At 66.9% G+C, this 17,787-nt stretch carries 17 protein-coding genes and 1 pseudogene; 8 read left to right on the top strand and 10 right to left on the bottom strand.

The features are described 5' to 3' along the window. Positions 1-59: 59 nt before the first annotated feature. From D3273_RS19675 to D3273_RS19655, 5 genes are read left to right on the top strand one after another with little or no spacing between them, the layout of a single operon-like run. Positions 60-281 (top strand): ribbon-helix-helix domain-containing protein, encoded by a 222-nt coding sequence (locus tag D3273_RS19675; protein WP_207210842.1) that lies wholly within the window; start codon positions 60-62, stop codon positions 279-281. After that, positions 278-1,777: a DNA cytosine methyltransferase gene (locus tag D3273_RS19670; protein WP_129228596.1), complete on the top strand. Its 1,500-nt coding sequence runs from the start codon at positions 278-280 to the stop codon at positions 1,775-1,777. The genes D3273_RS19675 and D3273_RS19670 overlap by 4 nt, the downstream gene beginning before the upstream one ends. After that, complete coding sequence (locus D3273_RS19665; protein WP_129228595.1) at positions 1,746-3,425, top strand: McrB family protein; 1,680 nt, start codon at positions 1,746-1,748, stop codon at positions 3,423-3,425. The genes D3273_RS19670 and D3273_RS19665 overlap by 32 nt, the downstream gene beginning before the upstream one ends. A 9-nt stretch (positions 3,426-3,434) precedes the next feature. After that, positions 3,435-5,120 (top strand): DUF2357 domain-containing protein, encoded by a 1,686-nt coding sequence (locus tag D3273_RS19660; RefSeq protein WP_129228594.1) that lies wholly within the window; start codon positions 3,435-3,437, stop codon positions 5,118-5,120. Continuing rightward, positions 5,113-5,673 (top strand): very short patch repair endonuclease, encoded by a 561-nt coding sequence (locus D3273_RS19655; RefSeq protein WP_129228593.1) that lies wholly within the window; start codon positions 5,113-5,115, stop codon positions 5,671-5,673. Before D3273_RS19660 ends, D3273_RS19655 begins: the two co-directional genes overlap by 8 nt. Before the next feature lie 402 nt (positions 5,674-6,075). Here the strand turns inward: D3273_RS19655 and tnpC (D3273_RS19650) are convergent, their stop codons facing one another. The 3 genes from tnpC (D3273_RS19650) to tnpA form a co-directional block, all read right to left on the bottom strand. After that, positions 6,076-7,773, bottom strand: coding sequence for an IS66 family transposase (tnpC, locus tag D3273_RS19650; RefSeq protein WP_129228592.1), 1,698 nt, complete (start codon positions 7,771-7,773; stop codon positions 6,076-6,078). 74 nt (positions 7,774-7,847) lie between these two features. Beyond that, complete coding sequence (gene tnpB / locus D3273_RS19645; RefSeq protein ID WP_129228591.1) at positions 7,848-8,195, bottom strand: IS66 family insertion sequence element accessory protein TnpB; 348 nt, start codon at positions 8,193-8,195, stop codon at positions 7,848-7,850. Further along, complete coding sequence (gene tnpA, locus D3273_RS19640) at positions 8,192-8,608, bottom strand: IS66-like element accessory protein TnpA (RefSeq protein WP_129228590.1); 417 nt, start codon at positions 8,606-8,608, stop codon at positions 8,192-8,194. The genes tnpB (D3273_RS19645) and tnpA overlap by 4 nt, the downstream gene beginning before the upstream one ends. 208 nt (positions 8,609-8,816) lie before the next feature. On the opposite strand from tnpA, the gene D3273_RS29315 reads away from it, so the two are divergent. Beyond that, positions 8,817-9,416, top strand: a complete 600-nt coding sequence (locus D3273_RS29315) for a toll/interleukin-1 receptor domain-containing protein (protein ID WP_245501290.1) — start codon at positions 8,817-8,819, stop codon at positions 9,414-9,416. Positions 9,417-9,487: 71 nt separating this feature from the next. Then, positions 9,488-9,754 carry a hypothetical protein gene (locus D3273_RS29310; protein WP_487343517.1) on the top strand — a complete coding sequence of 89 codons (267 nt, stop codon included), beginning with the start codon at positions 9,488-9,490 and terminating at the stop codon, positions 9,752-9,754. A 189-nt stretch (positions 9,755-9,943) separates the two neighbouring features. Here the strand turns inward: D3273_RS29310 and D3273_RS19630 are convergent, their stop codons facing one another. The 6 genes and pseudogenes from D3273_RS19630 to D3273_RS19605 form a co-directional block, all read right to left on the bottom strand. Next, a complete protein-coding gene (locus D3273_RS19630; protein ID WP_129228589.1) occupies positions 9,944-10,225 on the bottom strand; it encodes an IS66 family transposase in 282 nt (93 codons plus the stop codon). Positions 10,226-10,268: 43 nt separating this feature from the next. Beyond that, on the bottom strand, positions 10,269-10,406 hold the full coding sequence (gene tnpB / locus D3273_RS29695) for an IS66 family insertion sequence element accessory protein TnpB (protein WP_207210843.1): 138 nt from the start codon (positions 10,404-10,406) through the stop codon (positions 10,269-10,271). A 351-nt stretch (positions 10,407-10,757) separates the two neighbouring features. After that, a pseudogene (tnpC, locus tag D3273_RS19620) lies at positions 10,758-11,357 on the bottom strand (IS66 family transposase); the annotation flags it as partial. Beyond that, on the bottom strand, positions 11,345-11,662 hold the full coding sequence (locus tag D3273_RS29825) for a hypothetical protein (protein WP_342634278.1): 318 nt from the start codon (positions 11,660-11,662) through the stop codon (positions 11,345-11,347). The pseudogene tnpC (D3273_RS19620) and the gene D3273_RS29825, both read right to left, overlap by 13 nt. Before the next feature lie 232 nt (positions 11,663-11,894). Then, positions 11,895-14,765, bottom strand: a complete 2,871-nt coding sequence (gene mobF, locus D3273_RS19610) for a MobF family relaxase (RefSeq protein ID WP_129228588.1) — start codon at positions 14,763-14,765, stop codon at positions 11,895-11,897. After that, complete coding sequence (locus D3273_RS19605; protein WP_129228587.1) at positions 14,762-15,043, bottom strand: hypothetical protein; 282 nt, start codon at positions 15,041-15,043, stop codon at positions 14,762-14,764. Before D3273_RS19605 ends, mobF begins: the two co-directional genes overlap by 4 nt. A gap of 404 nt (positions 15,044-15,447) precedes the next feature. Here D3273_RS19605 and D3273_RS19600 point away from each other — a divergent pair, with 404 nt between their 5' ends. Then, positions 15,448-16,782 (top strand): cation:dicarboxylate symporter family transporter, encoded by a 1,335-nt coding sequence (locus D3273_RS19600; protein WP_129228586.1) that lies wholly within the window; start codon positions 15,448-15,450, stop codon positions 16,780-16,782. A 5-nt stretch (positions 16,783-16,787) separates the two neighbouring features. Here D3273_RS19600 and D3273_RS19595 read toward each other — a convergent pair whose 3' ends face one another. Continuing rightward, positions 16,788-17,783 (bottom strand): LysR family transcriptional regulator, encoded by a 996-nt coding sequence (locus D3273_RS19595; RefSeq protein ID WP_245501288.1) that lies wholly within the window; start codon positions 17,781-17,783, stop codon positions 16,788-16,790. Positions 17,784-17,787: the final 4 nt, after the last annotated feature.

Here is a 17,787-nt window from a genome sequence, read left to right as displayed (position 1 = left end):
GACTGTGGAAACAGAATTCCGAAGGTGCAAAATGCACCATTTTGGTGCTATGGAAGTGCATGACAGAGGGTGATTCCATGGCGTCACGGGAAAAGCGGCAGGTCCGCACGTCGGTGATGCTGTCCGAAGAGGCCTATGCCCGCGTGCAGGCAATGGCTGAATCCAATCATGTTTCGGCCGCCTGGGTGATGCGGGCGGCCATCATGCGGTTCCTCGACCAGCACAGCGACCAGAGTGAGCTGCCACTGCGACTGCCAAAGACAGGCAAGGTGGCCGCATGAAGCCTGAGGTGGCACGGCGGAAACTCGCGAGACTGCGGGCCGGCGGCAAGCCGCGGGTGCTGGATTTGTTCTCAGGGTGCGGCGGCCTTTCGCTTGGTTTCCTGGCCGCCGGATTCCGGATAGGCGCAGCGGTCGAATTCGACCCTGATGCGGCACGGTCGCATGGGCTCAACTTTCATCCCGACGATCCCCGCCATAGCCAAGCGCGGGATATCATCGTTACCCATCCGGAGGATCTCGTGTCCGAGCTCGGGCTCGGGCCGGTGGATGACGCATTCGACGTGCTGATTGGCGGCCCGCCCTGTCAGGCCTTCGCCAGAGTTGGTCGGCCGAAACTGCGCGAGATTGATGCACACCCGCGCGCTTTCGAGCATGATCCCCGGGCGCGGCTGTACCAGGAATATCTTCGCTACGTCGAAGCGTTCCAGCCAGTTGCCGTGTTGATCGAGAACGTCCCGGACGTTCTGAACCACGGAGGGCAGAATATCGCAGAAGAAATCTGCGAGGTACTGGAAAGCAAAGGCTATCTTTGCGGATACACGCTGCTCAATGCGTCCTTCTACGGCGTACCCCAGATGCGCGAGCGCATGTTTCTGATTGCCTACCACCGCGAAGCTGGTGGTCAGATCAGCTTCCCGGTGCCGACGCATTGGATGGATCTGCCCCCCGGCTATGAAGGTTCGCGCTCGGTCGCATTGAAGTTTCTGAGCAAGGCCCAGGGTGATGCGCACGATTATATCGATCCACCCGCATCGCGGCGGCACCTTCCGCCTGCGGTCACGGCTGACAAAGCCATCGGTGACCTGACGCCGATCAATGCGCGGCGCCAGATGGCTGAGGGTAAACTGAAGCGTGGTGCCAGGCGCTTCGATCAGAGCATGCTGCCGGATGCCCGACGCAGAATCTCCGACTACGCACGGCTGATGCGCAGCTGGCCGGGTTTCGAGCATCCGGAAGGCGGAATCCGCGATCACGTGATCCGCTACCTGCCTCGCGACTACGAGATCTTCGCCCGGCTGAAGCCCGGTGACCAGTATCCCGAAGCCCACCAGCTCGCGATGACCATGCTGGCCGAACGCGTCGAGCAGCTCCGTCAGCAAGGTGTTCGGATCCGCGAGGGATCACCGGAATGGCAGAACCTCCTCGCTGCAATCGTGCCACCATACGACGCAAGCAAATTCCCCAACAAATGGCGGAAGATGTGGCGTGATCAGCCAGCCCGCACCCTGCTCGCCCATCTGGGCAAGGACAGTTACAGCCATATCCACTACGACAGTGAGCAGGCGCGGACAATCTCCGTCCGGGAAGCAGCCCGTTTGCAGTCGTTCCCAGACGGTTTTGTGTTCTGCGGCACGATGAATCCGGCCTTCCGGCAGATCGGCAACGCTGTGCCGCCACTTATGGCTAAAGCTCTGGCGGCGGAGATCCTGCAAACTCTGTGCGGCTATAACGAAGCGAGGAATGATGAACATACGCGAACGACAGCAGTCCTATAAAACCGCAGTGGCCGCCAATGCGGCGATGACAGCAAAAACGCGGTCGGCTGATGCGTTTGGCGTATCGAACAGTGCCAAGGTCATTGAGCGAGGTCTCTTTGCCTTCAATGTCAACTTCAACGCATTCTCTGCGGACGCCGATCAACTCGTGGCTCACTGCCTGCTGCGCTTCCCGCCAGACGACGAAATCTACTTCTCGCTTTTCATCAAAACCGAGCTGCCGAAATTACGTGAGCGGCTGGAAGAGATGCGTGCCTCGGGCACGTCGCGCCCGCGCGGTGCCGCCAGGGACGACGATGAAGAGAGCGAAGCCGAAGACGCTGGGGCGACGGAACCGGGTTCTGGTTCACCCGATGGTCTGAGTTACACGAATAACAACAAGAACGTGAAGGGCTACATCGCCCAGGACGGCCGGCTCTATCTCAGAAACAAAAGTTACTGGGACAGCATGCCGGAGGATCTCAGCACGATCAGCAAGCCCATTAGAATTGATCAGGTGACGTTCAGCATCTGGCCGCCGGCAGCCTCGGCACGTCGCAGCCTGCTGGCCCGGCAGTTCGTCGGCTACCTGGGTAACCTGATCGGCCGCGAGAAAGTGCATGAGCTGCGGGTCTGGGACGATGCGGGGTCCGTCAGTCCGGGAATGCGCCGGCTCCCTTCTTCGATCCCCATCGGCCAGCTCGAGACGGCCGTGCAGGCGCTTGGCGGCCACTATCCAGGCGGTGAGGTGCGACGCTTTCACGCTGCCCTGAATTTCCTACAGCACAAGCATTTTGTAATTCTGGCAGGTCTCTCCGGGACCGGAAAAACCCAGCTTGCCGTCAAATACGCCCGGGCCGTTCATGGCCTGACAATGGAGGCCGACGATCCGTTCCTGGTGGTCTGCCCGGTCCGACCGGAGTGGACCGATCCCACCGGCCTGACAGGATATTTCGACGTCCTATCGAACCGCTACAGCGCGCCTTCATTTTTGCAGGCGGTCCTACTCGCCACTGCGCACCGGGATTCCCCTGTGTTCGTGATCCTCGATGAAATGAACCTCGCGCGGGTGGAATACTACTTTTCAGACGTGCTTTCGGCGGTTGAGACCGGCGAGCCTTTGCAGCTGCACACTGAAGGGGTGCCGCTTGAAGGCTCGACCGGCACCGCCATACCGGCTCAGCTGCCGCTCCCGAACAATCTGTTCATTATCGGCACCATCAATATCGACGAGACGACAAATTCGGTCAGCGACAAGGTGCTCGACCGCGCGATGGTGATCGACATGTCGGCGGTCGACCTGCCCGGTTTTCTTGAAAAACTGGAGATGCGCGAACCCGCCTTGAAAGACGCCCGGGCGGCCTGCGAGCCGCACCTGCTTGCGGCTTACAACCTAATGGAGCCCCACGGGCTTGGTTTCGGCTACCGGGTAGCAGAGGAAGTCGTTCGCTATCATGCCTTTGCCCGTGAGCATCTCGGGCAGAATGCTGACGACACGACTGATCAGCTGATGGTGCAGAAGGTGCTCGTCAAACTGCGGGGTACCGACCGGCAGCGACAGCTGCTGACCGGCCTGCACAAGGCACTGCCACTCCCGAAGGCCCGGAAGCAGCTCGACAAGCTGCTCAGTGATCTCGACGAGTTCAGCTCGTTTCAGGCCAGCCGGTAGAGTGCAGCATTGACCGGCCTTTTTATCACTAGGGAAGGACAACCAGGGCGCTGGCGCGTGTGGCCGGATGCGGAGACACCAGAGCCGGGGGCTGTCGAGGAGACCGGCACTTACCTGTTCGAGCTGGAAAGCTGCGCAGATGCCGGCGCAGCCGACCTGTTGATCGACGACAGCAGACTGGAGGCGCTGCGCTCTTCGACCTCCGATGGGGCACGTTGGCGCTGGCAGCCCGGATTTCATGCCGGCACCGTTAAAGCCGAATTACGGGTGCCCGGCGCTCCGCCGCGTCGTTTCGAAATTATTACCGATCCGGATCGCCGCAAGCTGACCCGGGATGATTTCGACACGATGGTGCGGGAGATCCTTGAAGATACTTTTTCGCTGTTTTCACTGAGCAGCTTCCGAACGTCAGTCGCCCGCGGGAGCGGAAGCCGCCCACCTGCCATCGCTCGTCTGGAGTTCTTGCGGTCCCGGATTGCAGAACTGACAGAAGTTGTCGAACTGATCACGCGGCAGCCCCGGCGACGTCTCATGGCTGAAGAGCTGGCGGTGCCTTACCACAGGGCAAGTCGTGCCACCGGGCCAGAAATTCTGCGCTCATTTCGCACCGGCAAGATCGGCCGCGAGACAGCTACGCCGTCACGGTTGCCGCCATCGCTGCAAGGCAGACTGCCGGAGCAAATCCGGGTCCGACAACGGCGGAGCACGCTGGACTTGCCCGAGCACCGGCAAATGGCAGCCTGTCTGCGGTCATGGTCGGGCTGGCTGAGCGCGGCGGCGGGGCTTCTGGATCGGAAAGCACCCGGCACTGATACCGGACTGCGCGAGACAGCCATCGCTTGGTCAGCACGCTGCCGGCGCTTGTCCACGCGGGTCAGTGTTCTGGCAAGGGCAGCACCGTTTGCGGAAGCGGGAGAGGCACCGGCGCAACTCGCACTGTCCTCATTGTTCCGCAACGATCCCGTGTACCGGCGCTTTTACCGGCTTTGGCAGGATATGAATCTCGGCATCGCTGCCGTGTTTGGCGACTTCCTCAACCTGCCGCTGGCGCGAACCTACGAGCTTTACGAACTCTGGTGTTTCCTGCGTCTCGTCCGGGCGGGCGTTGAGACGTTTGGTCCGGAGAGCGTCGAAACGGGCAATCTGTTCACGACCGACGCGGCGGGCGGCATGACGCTGGCAGTCGGGTCTGTCATGGTCAGTGTCGGCGGTGGGTGGCTCCTCTGTTTTCAGAAAAAATATGAGGAGTTCTGGGAAGAGACAGACGGGCGCGGCTCGTACAGCCGGATCATGGTCCCGGATGTGGTTGCGGTGGCGCCGGTCACTCCGGACGGCACTCCTGGACGCCTGATCGTCCTGGATGCGAAATACCGGATCGATGGGAGCCTCAACGATGCCCTGAATTCGATCCACGCCTATCGCGACGCGCTGGTGCAGGAGAGTGATGCGGGAAAGATCACGGGCTTTGTCTCAGCCGCCTATCTGATGGCACCCTGGCATGGCGATATCGCATCTGAACGGGCATACCGCGATGTCAAAATGCCCGGCCGGCTTTTCCATCCGGCGTACCGCGGGACTTTCCGCTTCGGCGCCGTGGCACTCAGGCCTGGCATGACGGTGACCGAAATTTCCGAGGCACTGCAAACGATCATAGCAGACGCCGCGACTGCTCCAATGCCTGCCTACGATGGCTGACGTCCTCACTCCGGAACAGCGCCGGCTGAACATGAGCCGAATCCGAGGCAAGGATACAAAGCCGGAACTTATCTTGCGCAAAGGGCTGCACGCGGCAGGCTTCCGGTACCGTTTACACGCCAAGGACCTTCCGGGACGACCTGATATGGTGTTCACCCGTTTTCGGGCCGTGATCATGGTCCATGGCTGCTTCTGGCACGGGCACAGCTGCCCGATGTTCAAGTTGCCAACGACACGCCGGGAGTTCTGGGTCGCGAAGATCGCCGGCAACCAGCAGCGGGATGAGCAGGCATTGATGAGGCTCGCGACCGCTAGCTGGCGGGTACTGACGGTCTGGGAATGCAGCCTCAAAGGTCCGGCCCGGCTACCACGCCCTGAGGTCTTCGCTCACTGTGCCGGCTTCTTGCGAAGCGACACTGCCACCGCCGGGATCGAAGGTGTCTGGTCACAGCGTCCCTATGAGGCTTTGGCCGGACCTTCACTGGCCGGCAGCACCGTAAGGCGTTCAGATCAGCTGCGGAGCAGTGCTGGCCCAAGTAAGGATGACATTTGAGCCGGTTCGGTGTGCCGGTAGCCCGGTAAGCGACTGCAAAGTTTCCTCAACCCCTTCAACGGCAGCATGCCCAAAACCATAGAGTGTAATCTGTAAAGACACATCTTTGCATTCCGCACGCTTCACGGCCGCGTCAACGATTGCATTCAGATGGGGTGTGACAAAGTCGACTCCGGCTTCCCGCCCATACAGCCTGACATCACGGAAAATATGTCCGACACCGTCGTCGTGACTCCATTGAGTGGAAGTGTTGGAGATTGCAGCCCGGAAGGCCGACTGGATCTTTTCTTTTACCTGCCCCGGTTCCATAGTACGCCTACGGCGAGGGCCGCGGAAATGGCGCTTGTGGGTTTCGCGGCGGCGTGATCGCGGGTCGGCAAGGCTGAAGCCAGGGTGGTCGGGTCAGGCTGCGGCGTCGAGGCTCGTCGGAGCGGCCGAGGTCGGCTTCCAGTTCCACGGCAGCAGCTCGCCCAGGCGCTGGGCCGGGTGGGCCGCGATGCGGCTGAGCACGTCGGCCAGCCAGGCTTGCGGGTCGACGTCGTTCAGCTTGGCGGTCACGATCAGGCTGTTGAAGAACGCGGCCCGCTGGCCGCCGCGGTCCGAGCCGGCGAAGAGCCACGCTTTGCGCCCCAGGGCCAGGCCGCGCAGGGCCTTCTCGGCCGCGTTGTTGCTGAGGCACACGCACCCGTCATCGAGGAAGCGGGCGAAGGACGGCCAGCGGTCCAGCATGTAGTCCATGGCCCGGGCCACCTCGGATCCACGCGGCAGGCGGGCGCGCTCGGTTCGCATCCAGCCCTCCAGAGCCGTCACGATGGGCGTGGAGCGCTCACCCCTCACCGCCAGCCGCTCGGCCGCGGAATGGCGGTTCACCTCGCGCTCGATGGCGAACAGCTCGTCCATGCGCCGCACGGCTTCAAGCGCCAAGGGCGCGATCACCGCCACCTTCTTCCGAGCCCTTTGGCGCGCCGCGCCCTCGATGTCGGCCAGCTCGAAGAACTTGCGCCGCGCGTGGGCCCAGCACGCGGCCTCGACGATCGGCGCCGGCTTGCGCTCGCCCCCGTACAGCTGGCCATAGCCCCCGTAAGCGTCGGCCTGCAGCACCCCGGTCCAACCGGCGAGGTGCGCCTGCGGGTGCTCGCCCCGGCGGTCGGGCGAGAAGTGGAACAGGGCCGCTGGGGGATCGGCGCCGCCGAAGGGCCGGTCGTCGCGCACGTAGACCCACACGCGCCCCGTGCTGGTCTTGCCCTTGGCCAGCACCGGAACGGTGGTATCGTCGCCGTGCAGGCGGCCCGCCGCCATGACGTGCGCCGCGATGAGCCGGAACAGGGGATCGAGAGCCGCCGCGCAGGCGCCCACCTGGTCGGCCAGGGTCGACAGGCTGAGCGGCACGCCTTCCCGAGCGTAGCGCTCGGCTTGGCGGTTCAGCGGCTGGTGCTGGCCGTACTTCTCGAACAGCACCATGGCGAGCAGGCTCGGCCCCGCCCAGCCCCGCGGCACGGCGTGGAAGGGCGCCGGCGCTTGGCTGACGCCCTCGCAGGCCCGGCAAGCGAAGCGCTCGCGCACGGTCTGGATCACGGTCCACTGGCGCGGCACCACCTCCAGCGTCTCGGTGACGTCCTCGCCCAGCTTCGACAGGCGCGTGCCCCCGCAGCACGGGCAGGCGCCCGGGCCCGGCACCACGACGCGCACGCGCGGCAGGTGGGCCGGGAAGGGCTGGCGCGAGGGCCTGCGCCGCTCCGTCGGCGCCGGTATCGCGGCCTTGGCGGCGGCCTTCTCGGCCGCGAGCGCGTCGGCGGCCGCCGAGGCTTCGAGCTCCTCGAGCTGCAGCTCGTACTGGTCGATGAGGCGCTGCGTGCGCTCCGAGCGCTGGCCGTAGAGGGTCCGGTTGAGCTTGGCGATCTCCAGCCGCAGGTGGGCGATCAGCGCCGCGTCGCCCGACAGCTGGGCCTTCACGGCGGCGGCTTCGGCCTCGGCGCGGTCGGCTGCTGCCCGGGCCTCATCGGCGCGCTCTGTGGCCTGATCGGCCCGGGCCTCGGCGGCCGCCAGGGCTGCCCGCAGCGCCTCGACGTCGATCTTTTCGGATTTGGGCCGCTTCGCCATGAGTACAGCCGATCACATATTTTCAAGCAAAGCCAGAGTGGCGTGCGTCAGTACTGTTGATAACAGTTCGGGTCTCATCCCGCCCGGCTCGGCCGCCAGGTCTGCTGCGGATGGCGCCAGTCTATGCCTTCGAGTAGATAGCCCATCTGCGCGGGCGTGATGGCCACGCTCTCGCCCGCCGTCGCGGGCCACACGAACCGGCCCCGTTCCAGGCGCTTGGCATACAGCGACAGGCCCAGCCCGTCGTGCCACAGGCACTTGATCAGGTCGCCGCGCCGGCCCCGGAACACGTACAGGTCGCCCGCGAAGGGATCGCGCTTGAGGCCTTCCTGCACCAGCAGCGACAAGCCGTTCATGCCGCGACGCATGTCGGTGTGGCCGGCCGCGATCCACACCCGGACGCCGGACGGAACCGGGATCATCGCCGGTCCAGCACGTCGAGCACGCGGGCGAGCGCTTCCGCGTCCACGGCGCCGTCCACCACCACGCGACGGCCCCGCCCCACCTCGATCACCATGCGGCCCTGCAAGGCCTGCCGCGGCCTCGTCCGCCGTGGCGCCAGCTCGCGCTTTGCCGCCGGCTCAGGCACCAGGACGGCGGGCACAAAGGCTGGAGCCGGCTCAGGAGCGACACGCTCGACCTTCAACGCCCGGCGCCATGCCATCAACTGCGACCGCGTGATGCCGTGACGACGCGCCGTGGCCGACACCAGCCGCGGCGCCTCCAGGCACTCCGTCACGATCCGGAGCTTCTCCTCCTCCGACCAGCGACGGCGGCGCCCGACCTCGATGACTTCGAGGCGTTCGGGCAGGAGACTGTGCGTATGGCTGTCCATACGCGCAGTCTCGATCGTCGAAGACCCCTCTCACAAGGCGGCCCTCGCCGGAAGCATACGTTCCATATTGCCTCCTGCACGAAAGTAAGGGGAAGTCACCTAGGTGAACCTTGGTCATCTATGACGCTCACGAAAGCCCTCGCGATGCAAGGAACTCGAGCTGGCGCATTGAAGCTATGCTCCATACATTGGGTAGTCGAGGAGCATCATGGCAACTATCTTCTTTTCGTACTCCCATAAGGACGAGGAGCTGCGCGACCGGCTTGAAACGGCTTTGGCCACGATGAAGCGCCAGGGCCTGATCGAGGCGTGGCACGACCGGCGCCTGCGGGCCGGGGATGATTTCGACAAGGGTGTGCGCGCAGAGCTTGAATCAGCAGACGTGATTCTTCTGCTGGTTTCGCCTGATTTCATCGCATCGGACTACTGCCACGATGTCGAGGTGGCCCGGGCGCTGGAGCGTCAGGAGCGCGGCGATGCCCGGGTGATCCCGGTAATTTTGCGCGCCTGCGATTGGCATCCGACGCCGTTTGGCAAACTGCTAGCCGCACCGAGGGACGGCAAGCCAACAAAGTCCTGGCCGGATCTCGATGAAGCCTTTCTCGATGTCGTCCAGATGATCCGGTCAGCATTGCCATCGGCTCCGGGACCACGGCCCGCAGATAGAGCGCCAGTGTCCGCACCACCCGCTGCTACGCTGCCGCGCTCCAGCAATCTTCGGCTGAAAAAAGAATTTACGGATGCTGATCATGACCGCTTTCTCGACGAGGATTTCTCATTCATGGCTAAGTATTCTGAGGCTCACTGACCGAAATCCAGACGCGCAATCCTGACATCGAGACCAGTTACAAGCGTATCGATGCTAACCGGTTTACGGCGGTGGTGTACCGCGCGGGGCAAGCTGTATCACGGTGCAGCATCGTGCTCGGCAATGTGCTAGGGCACGGGATCACCTACTCGATGAGCGACCGGAGTGACGGCAGTTCCTTTAATGAGAGCTTGTCTGTGGCTCATGATGACCAGGGGCTCTTCCTTCAACCGCTTGGTATGGCCAGCCTGGGCCGGCGTGACAGCAAGAAGCTGACTTTTGAAGGAGCGGCAGAACTCTATTGGGATATGCTGATCCGTCCACTGCAAGGCCGGTGATCCTTGGCCAACCAAAGAACTCTGCCTTCGCGAACTGGCGTTTACGGTTTTGTCTGCCAAACTTCGAGCAACGTCCGCTTCCAATCTTGGAGCGTCCAACAACTGTCCCGCAGATGGTCCAACGCCCGTCTCGATGGTCGTTGAAAAAACTGTTTGAAATCAGTGAAATTTGTGCCAAACATCAATGCCTTACAGGCGCTTCTGCCGCTCCGCGGCCGGTGCCGCGATGTCGGCCTCGGCCTCGGCCGCGCCCTGGCTCTCTTCCACATCGGCGATGGCCAGCTCGAGCTGCTCGACGAGCAGCCTGCCGCGCTCGGACGACGGTCCGAACTGCTCGCGGCGCAGATTGGCGATCAGGAACTTCAGCTTCTCGGTTTCGAGCCGGCGGACCAGGGCTTCGCTGCGCAGCGCCACGATCAAGGCGTGGGCGTCGGCGAGGTCGGACGGGAGCTGATCGGAGGATATCGTCACACGCCGATCAGATCACACCCTCCCACCACTGCAAGCTTTTCCGCTACCCCGCCTGGCTCGGCCGCCACGTCTGCTGTGGGTTTCTCCAGTCGATGCCCTCCGTCAGGTAGGCGAGCTGCGCCGGCGTGATCGCGACCGCCCCGTCGCTCGCAGACGGCCAAGTGAAGCGGCCCCGGTCCAGCCGCTACATGAACAAGCACCCGCCCTGGCCGTCGACGTCGCGGCCCACCCGCAGGCGCCGCCCCTGCGATAGCTCGATCTCGATCAGCCCGGCCGATCGCTTCGGGCGCGGTGCCACCGAGGACGAGGGCGCCGGCAATGCGGGAGACGGAGCCACGATCTCGACCGGCATCAGAGCCGGCACACCCCGGCCCAGCAGACCGTCGCGCGCGAGACGACGCCAAGCGAAAACCAAGCTGGCACTCACCGCGTTGCGCCGGGCCACCTCGGCGACCCGCAGTAAGCATCCGGCCAGCACCGCAGGTCAGGGCTGCCGCGTGATGTCGGCCTTGCCGAGGGCGTCGGTGCCCCGTCAGGCCGCCTGAGCCAGGGCTGCGCCGGGTCGGCTGGCCTTCCAGTTCCAGGGCAGCAGCTCATCGAGGCGCTTGGCGGGGTGGTCTGGCAGGCGGGCGAGGACGTCGGCGAGCCAGGCCTGCGGATCGACGTCGTTGAGCTTGGCGGTCTCGATCAGCGTGTAGATGGCAGCGGCGCGATGGCCGCCGGCGTCCGAGCCGCAGAACGTCCAGTTCCGTCTGCTGATGGCGATCCCCCGCAACGCGCGCTCCGCCGCGTTGTTGCTCATGCAGATCCTGCCGTCGTCGAGGAAGCGGGTGAAGGCCACCCAACGGCTCAGGATATAGGTGATGGCCTTGGCCGTATCGCTCTTGGCCGAGAGCAGCATTCGTTATTCCCGAAGGTAGATCTCCAGATCGAGGACGAGGGGCTTCGACTGCTGCTGTCGGACCGCGACGCGCTCGGCCGGGCTTCGGCCGTTGATGGTGCGCTCGACGGCGAAGATCTCGTCGATGCGGCGCACCGCTTCGACGGCGATCGGCGCCTTCGTCAGCTTGGCGATGTCGAACAGCTTGCGGCGGCCGTGCGCCCAGCATGCGGCCTCGATCACCGGCGCAGGAGGTTGACCAGCGACCAGAGCAGGTCGGGGACCTCGTCCTCCAGCCGCGTGCCGATGAGCAGGCCCGACAGGGCGTCGATCATGGCGCCGAGGGCCAGTTCCGCCGCCTCGGGCTCGGGCAGCGGGCGCGGGTCGGGGTCCACGGAGCGCTGCAGGTCCGACAGGGACAGGAAGCGCTCGTCGGTGGGGCGCGAGAACCACTCGGACGACACGCGGCCGTCGCGGGAGCCGCGGCCGGGGTCGACGCGATAGCCGGAGGAGGCCGGCGCAGGACGGGCGGCGGCCGGGGACAGGATCTGGGACATGGGAAGGCTCCCTGACGGGACGCTGGGGAGCCACTCTCTCCGACCTCGTCTCCGTCACGGCCTTCCCTCCCCAGCCCTCTCCCTCTCGACCCCGCGCCGCCGGCCCGGACCGAACAGGCACGAGCGCCACCGTCCCTCCCCGGCGGGCCAGCCGCCCCGAGCGGGTCCGAGCGGGGTGGTCGACCGCCATCGGCCTTCGACAGGCCCCCGAGCGGTGGCAGACACTCGACCGTCAGCGATCGATGGTCGGCTCGCGATCGGGCGAGCGCGGGCGATCCCGCCCCGGCTGCATTTGCCGGATCGTTTCGCCGAGGCGGCTCGGCAGCGGCGGCACGAGACGGCGACCCCGGTCGAGCAGCCGCCACAGCGGCACGACGGTCTCGTGCGACCGCAATGCCGACAGCGCCTCGCGCAGGCCCCGCGCAGCCTCAAGCAGCTTCGGGACGCGCCGCTCGACGCGGTCCTCCGGGTTCGTGACGACGCCGGTCGCGGTGAAGTGCTGGCGGTCGGCCACGTAGTCGACCACGTTGGCCTTTTCGCCGTACTGGCTCGCCTCGGCGAAGAGCCGCTCCGCGACGGCGGTCGCGGTCGGCGCCATGCGGGGATCGGCTTGGCGCTGGCGGCAGGCGGCGTCGAGCCGGTCGCGCTCGACGACGATGCGCACGTCCTGCCGATGGCGCGTCAGGCCGACGTAGATCTCCCGCGCGTCCGGCGCCGCGCCGATGTAGTGCACGCTTGCCGCCGCCGTGCGGCCCTGGACTGAATAGGCCGTACCCGCATAGGCGTGCACGACGCGGGGCGGCCGCGGCAACCGCGTCGGCCCCGGCCGGGCGAATGCCGTCCAGGGCTGCTCGACGATGCGGCCGCCTTCCAGCCGGACCCGCAGCGTGGCCCCGCCCGCGGCGTCGGCCGTGACGGCCTCGACGGTGCCCCGCGTCCCGTTGCGGATCCCGAGGTCGGGCAGCGTGTCGCCGAACCGCACCAGGTCGCCTGGCGCCAGCGACAGCGCGACGGCGTCGCCCTCGCGGTCGATGGAGGGGAGCGAGACGTCGGCCGCGGCGAGGCGCCCCTCCGCCCGCAGCACCTCGCGCATCGCCGCGTTGAGCCGCGAGGCGTCGGCGTTGCGGCGGGTGATGACCAGCACGTCGCCGCCGTGCGTGGCGCGTAGCTCGCGCCAGCGCTCGACGGCCTGCCGCATCGCCGCCTCCGTGCCGGGGACGGTCTCCATCCGTCCTCGCTCGGCATAGGCGCGCAGCCCGGCCTCCGCGCCGCCGCGCGCCATGACGACCGAGGCGGCGCGCTGCCAGTCGACCTCCTGGCGCCGCACCGCCTCCATCACGGCGTTCTGCCGAACGACCTCGGTGACGGCCCGGAGTGCGCTGCCGCCCGGCACGGATTCGAGCTGGCGCGAGTCGCCGAGCAGCACGAGCTTGGCTCCGGCCTCCTTCGCCGCGACCGCGATGGCCGCCATGTCGCGCATCGACGCCATGCCGGCCTCGTCGACGATGAGCAGTGTATCGGCGTCGAGGGGCGCGGCGCGGCCGTGCTCCCGGTCGTGGCGCCACTTGGCGATGGCCTGGGCCTCGATGCCCACCGACTTCGCCAGCTCGTCGGCCGCCACCCAGCTCGGGGCCAGGCCGACGACCTTCAGGCCGGACGCCTGGGCGGCATCGGCGATTGCGCGGGCCGCCGTGGTCTTGCCGGTCCCGGCCCCTGCCTCGATGATGCTGACGCCGTCGAGGCTGGCTGCCCGGCGGACGGCGTCGCGCTGCTCGTCGGACAGGTGGCGCGCCCGCTCCAGAGCGAGGGCGACCGCAGGCTCCGTGATCCAGGACCGTTCGGCCGGTCGGTTGACGCTGCGCAGCATGGCGGCCTCGACCCTGGCGATGGACGGCGTCGTCCAGCGTCGCCCGTCGTCCCGCTCCGGGCCGAGGCGCAGCAACGTGCCGTCCCGCTCCAAACGGTCCAGCTCGGCGTAGACAGGCGCGATGCCGATGCCCTTCAGCCCTGCCTCGACCAAGGCGGCGCGGAGCAGGTCGGACCGGGCGACCACGCTCTGGTGGCGAAGCAGCGCCGAGGCCGCGACTGCCACCGGCGTGTCGCCCTCGATCTCGGGCGGGTCAAGGTCAGGAAGGCGCTCGGGCGAGCGATCCCGCTCCACAAATCGGTCCTGGTGCCGCCCCAAGGCGGCAGCCCAGACGTCGACGCCCGACGCGGCCAGCTCGGACATCCAGCGCGCTTCCAGCTCCTCGCCGGTCGGTACGAGCTCCTTGGCGCTGCGCGTCGCCAGGGCGGCAATCTCCTTCTGGGCACCGCTGGCCCCGCGGCCGACGCGCTCCTCGATCTGCCGCGAGCGCTTGGAGAAGGCCTCGATCAGATCCTGCGGGACGCCCGCGATCTCATACTGGCCGCGGCCGGCCGGGACGAAGCTGAAGCCGGCCCCACCCAGCGTCTCCGCCAGGGCCGCGCGGTAGCCCGCACCGATCGCGTGCTGCCAACGGAACACCTCGGCGGGCTCGATCGTGAGGTGGCTCGCCTTGTAGCGTCCGGAACTCGTGGCGGCTCCCGCTACGTTCATGATCACCGCGTGCGTGTGGACATTCGGGTCGCCCTCGCGGGTCGTGAAGTGGTCGTAGCGGGCGACGATCAGGTCAGACGGGCGGCTCTTGACCACCCCGCCCGCCCCCGAGCGGACGAGGACGAGGCCTTCCCGCTCGACGAAGCGCAGCGCCTGCTCCACGGCCGAGCGGTGCGCCTCCTCGACGGCCGCACGCAGCTCGGGCGTGCCCGACGCCCAGAGCAGCGACACCGACTTGCCGGGCGTGAAAGTGACGTCGAGCCCGGCCCAGTGGCCCGGCCCGGCGCCGCGCACGAGCGACGCCCCCGTCCCTGGGTGCTGCCCGGCGCAGAGCGCGCGAAAGGAGCCCCGGTCGATGGGCGCCCCGTGCCGGACGATGGTCTCGCCCGTCGACCACCACGTGCCGCCGCCATCGCGAGAGTAGTACTCGTCCCGGTTCCGCGGCTTGGCCTCGCGGGCGGCATCATTGGTGTAATAAGCGCCCGCCTCCGAACCGGAGGCGAGGCGATGCAGCGAAGCGGTCACTTCGGCTTGCGCGGGTAGCGGCAAAGCCGGTCGAGGTCGATTCCCTCGCCGCCGCCTTCGGCAGTCGCCTGTTCGACGAAGCGCGCGATAGCTGCAATCTGGGCGTCGACGACCTCCATGCGCTCGATGATGACCCTGTGCCGGAGCCCGACCTCGTAGGCCTGCGCTATGGCTTGGGCCGCGAGCGCCTCGGGCGTGCTGCCCGCCGCTACCGAGGCCCGCCGAAGCGCGTCCGCAAGATCGCCGTCGAGTTCCACGATGAGCTTGACGTTTGGCACGGTCGGATCCTGAGCACGATGACTGCAAGCGGCATCGAAACGCCGATATGCCTGCCCCTCACGGGCGCTCGATCCTACCGCTCCGAAGCCGTTCCTACCAACCTCCCGACCGGCTGCTGTCGACCCAAGCCGGGCGTAGAGGCTTCCGCTGGGGCGTGCTCCGAAGCGGACGATCATCGACATCCCGCATGCCTTAATCCACCGGTGTGTCGGAGTTTCTGACCCAAGCGCATGCCGGGGTCGCCAACCTGTTCGATGCGCCCCGTCAAGGACACGCTATCGTTCGAGCCATGCCGAGCCGGCATGGACGCCTATGACCCATCGGCCTTTGCTTCGGCCCGCGGCGGCTGGTTCACTGCCCGAAACGAGGCGCTGCAAGACGCCGAACGGGGAGAAACGCAGAGGTGGCCCTCTTACGACAGCTCTACGTCCAGGTGCTGATCGGCATCGCTCTGGCGATCCTGCTGGGGATCGCTTCGCCGGTACTGGCCGTCGACATGAAGCCGCTCGGCGACGCCTTCATCGCCCTGCTGCGCATGCTGCTCGCCCCCATCATCTTCTGCTCGGTCGTGCTCGGGCTCACCCACGTCAGGGACATGGGCCAGCTCGGGCGGCTTGCCTTCAAGGCACTGCTGTATTTCGAGGTGATGACCACGGTCGCCATGGCGCTCGCCTTCGTGGTGGTCAACGTCGTACAGCCGGGCGTCGGGCTGCACGCCGCCGATCTCGTGATGAGCGAGGGGCTGACCAAGGCCACGGCGGCGGCGAGCCAGTTCACCGCCGTCGGCTTCTTCCTGTCGATCATCCCCAACACGCTGGTCGACGCCTTCGCCAAGGGCGAGATCCTGCAGGTGCTGCTGGTGTCGATCCTCACCGGCGCGGCGCTGAGCGTCGGCGGAGCGGGGAAGGATTCGACAATCCTCAAGGTCATCGCCGAGGGCCAGCACATCCTTTTCCGCGTGCTCGGCTTCATCATGCGGCTGGCCCCGTTCGGCGCCTTCGGCGCCATGGCGGCGGCCGTGGGATCGTTCGGGGTCGGCACCCTCTATTATCTGGCCAAAGTGGTGGTCCTGTACTGGGTTACCTCGCTCGCCTTCGTACTCGTGGTGCTGGGCGCCGTGGCGGCGATGGCCGGCCTATCCATCCTGTCGATCCTGCGACTGATCCGGGAGGAGCTGCTGCTCGTGCTCGGCACGGCGTCGGGCGAGGTGGCGTTGCCGCGCCTGATGCTGAAGCTTGAGGAAGCGGGCTGCGACGGCGCGGTGGTCGGCTTCGTGCTGCCCGGCGGCTACAGCTTCAACCTCGACGGCACATCCATCTACATGGCGATCGCCGTCGCGTTCATTGCCCAAGCGACCGACACGCCTTTCTCGCTGGGCCAGCAGTTGGGCGTGCTGGGCATCCTGCTGCTCACCTCGAAGGGCGGGACCACGGTGGCGGGCGGCGCCTTCATCAAGCTCGCCGCGACGCTGCAGACCGTGCGGGCCCTGCCGCTCAGCGGCCTCGGCCTGCTGTTCGGCATCGACCGGCTGATGGCGACCTGCACGGCGCTGACCAACGTCGTCGGCAACACGGTGGCGGTCTTCGTGGTGGCACGCTGGGAGGGTAGTTTCGACCGCGCCAAGTTCGACCGCTACATGGTCGAGCAGGCGGCCGGGCGGATCCGCCCGTCCGGCGCGGAGGATCGCGGCTCCGCCGCTCTTCCGCCCGTCGCCCCCGAGCCGGCAGGGCGGGTATGAGGGCGTCAAGCCGGGCGGGCCTCGCCCGCGACGAGGCGGGCACCCGCCCAGGCGCCCGACCGGACCAGGGATGCGATCTCCTCGCCGACCAGCCCGGCCAGGGCGCCGACGAGCCAGCGCGGGCTTTCGGCCGAAACGCTGCCGATGACCGCGGAGGACAGCAGGGGCGGATTGTCGATCGGCTGCGCCGACAGCTCGCCGCTGGCGAGTTCGCGCGCCACGCCGGCGTGGGTCAGGATCGTGGCGCCGAAGCCGCCCGCCACCATGGCCTTGGTGAGCGGGATCGAGTCCACCTCGATCGACACGCCGAGCCGCACCCCGTGCTGCAGCGCCGCGCGCTCGACGAGGCGGCGATTGCTGTGGGGCATGCTGGGCAGGATCAGCGGCACCGCGGCGATGTCGCGGAAGCGCACCGGCCCGGTCTCGACAGCCCCGTGCGCCCGCACCAGCACCATGCGCTCCTGCAGGACCGGCCGAAGCGCGATGCCGTCGAGCGGCGGCGGGTTGTGCAGTACCGCGACGTCGAGTCGGCCATCGAGCAGCCATTCCTCGAGCAGCGAGCTGATCCCCTCGCGGATCTGCAGCGTCGCGGCCGGCCATCGCGCGCGAAAGGTGCGGAACACCGCCGGAGCCACCAGCAAGCCCGCGGCCGGCGGCACACCCAGCGTGACGTGGCCCGCGACGACCTCCTCGGAAGCCCGCACGGCCGGCCCGATCCCGGCGAACTCGGCCAGCAGGGCTTCGGCACGGGCCAGCAGCAGGGAGCCGGCGCGCGTCATCGTCACGCCGCGGCCATGCCGTTCGAGCAGCGTCACGCCGAGCTCCTCCTCGAGCTTCTTCAACTGCCGGCTCAGCGCCGGCTGGGCGACGTTCAGTTCGTCGGCGGCGCGGCTCACGCTGCCGCCGCGCACCACCGTGACGAAGGTGCGAAGCTCGCGGATGTCGATCGGCCTATCCTCCCTGTGGACGCCACCCTCGGGACGCGCCGGACAAGCTGTCAAGCCG

This window comes from Lichenibacterium minor (assembly GCF_004137685.1).
Classification (GTDB): Bacteria; Pseudomonadota; Alphaproteobacteria; order Rhizobiales; family Beijerinckiaceae; genus Lichenihabitans; species Lichenihabitans minor.
The sequence above is the reverse complement of the archived record's forward strand: the minus strand, read 5'-3'. Positions and strand labels throughout refer to the sequence as shown.

What these genes read in the sequence shown, in the direction of transcription:
- D3273_RS29315 (WP_245501290.1), top strand. Translation starts at nt 8,817, where the DNA reads ATGGCAACTATCTTCTTTTCGTACTCCCATAAGGACGAGGAGCTGCGC.
- tnpA (WP_129228590.1), bottom strand. Translation starts at nt 8,608, where the DNA reads ATGGACAGCCATACGCACAGTCTCCTGCCCGAACGCCTCGAAGTCATC.
- D3273_RS19655 (WP_129228593.1), top strand. Translation starts at nt 5,113, where the DNA reads ATGGCTGACGTCCTCACTCCGGAACAGCGCCGGCTGAACATGAGCCGA.
- tnpC (WP_129228592.1), bottom strand. Translation starts at nt 7,773, where the DNA reads ATGGCGAAGCGGCCCAAATCCGAAAAGATCGACGTCGAGGCGCTGCGG.
- D3273_RS19665 (WP_129228595.1), top strand. Translation starts at nt 1,746, where the DNA reads ATGAACATACGCGAACGACAGCAGTCCTATAAAACCGCAGTGGCCGCC.
- tnpB (WP_129228591.1), bottom strand. Translation starts at nt 8,195, where the DNA reads ATGATCCCGGTTCCGTCCGGCGTCCGGGTGTGGATCGCGGCCGGCCAC.
- D3273_RS19670 (WP_129228596.1), top strand. Translation starts at nt 278, where the DNA reads ATGAAGCCTGAGGTGGCACGGCGGAAACTCGCGAGACTGCGGGCCGGC.
- D3273_RS29825 (WP_342634278.1), bottom strand. Translation starts at nt 11,662, where the DNA reads ATGTCCCAGATCCTGTCCCCGGCCGCCGCCCGTCCTGCGCCGGCCTCC.
- D3273_RS19675 (WP_207210842.1), top strand. Translation starts at nt 60, where the DNA reads ATGACAGAGGGTGATTCCATGGCGTCACGGGAAAAGCGGCAGGTCCGC.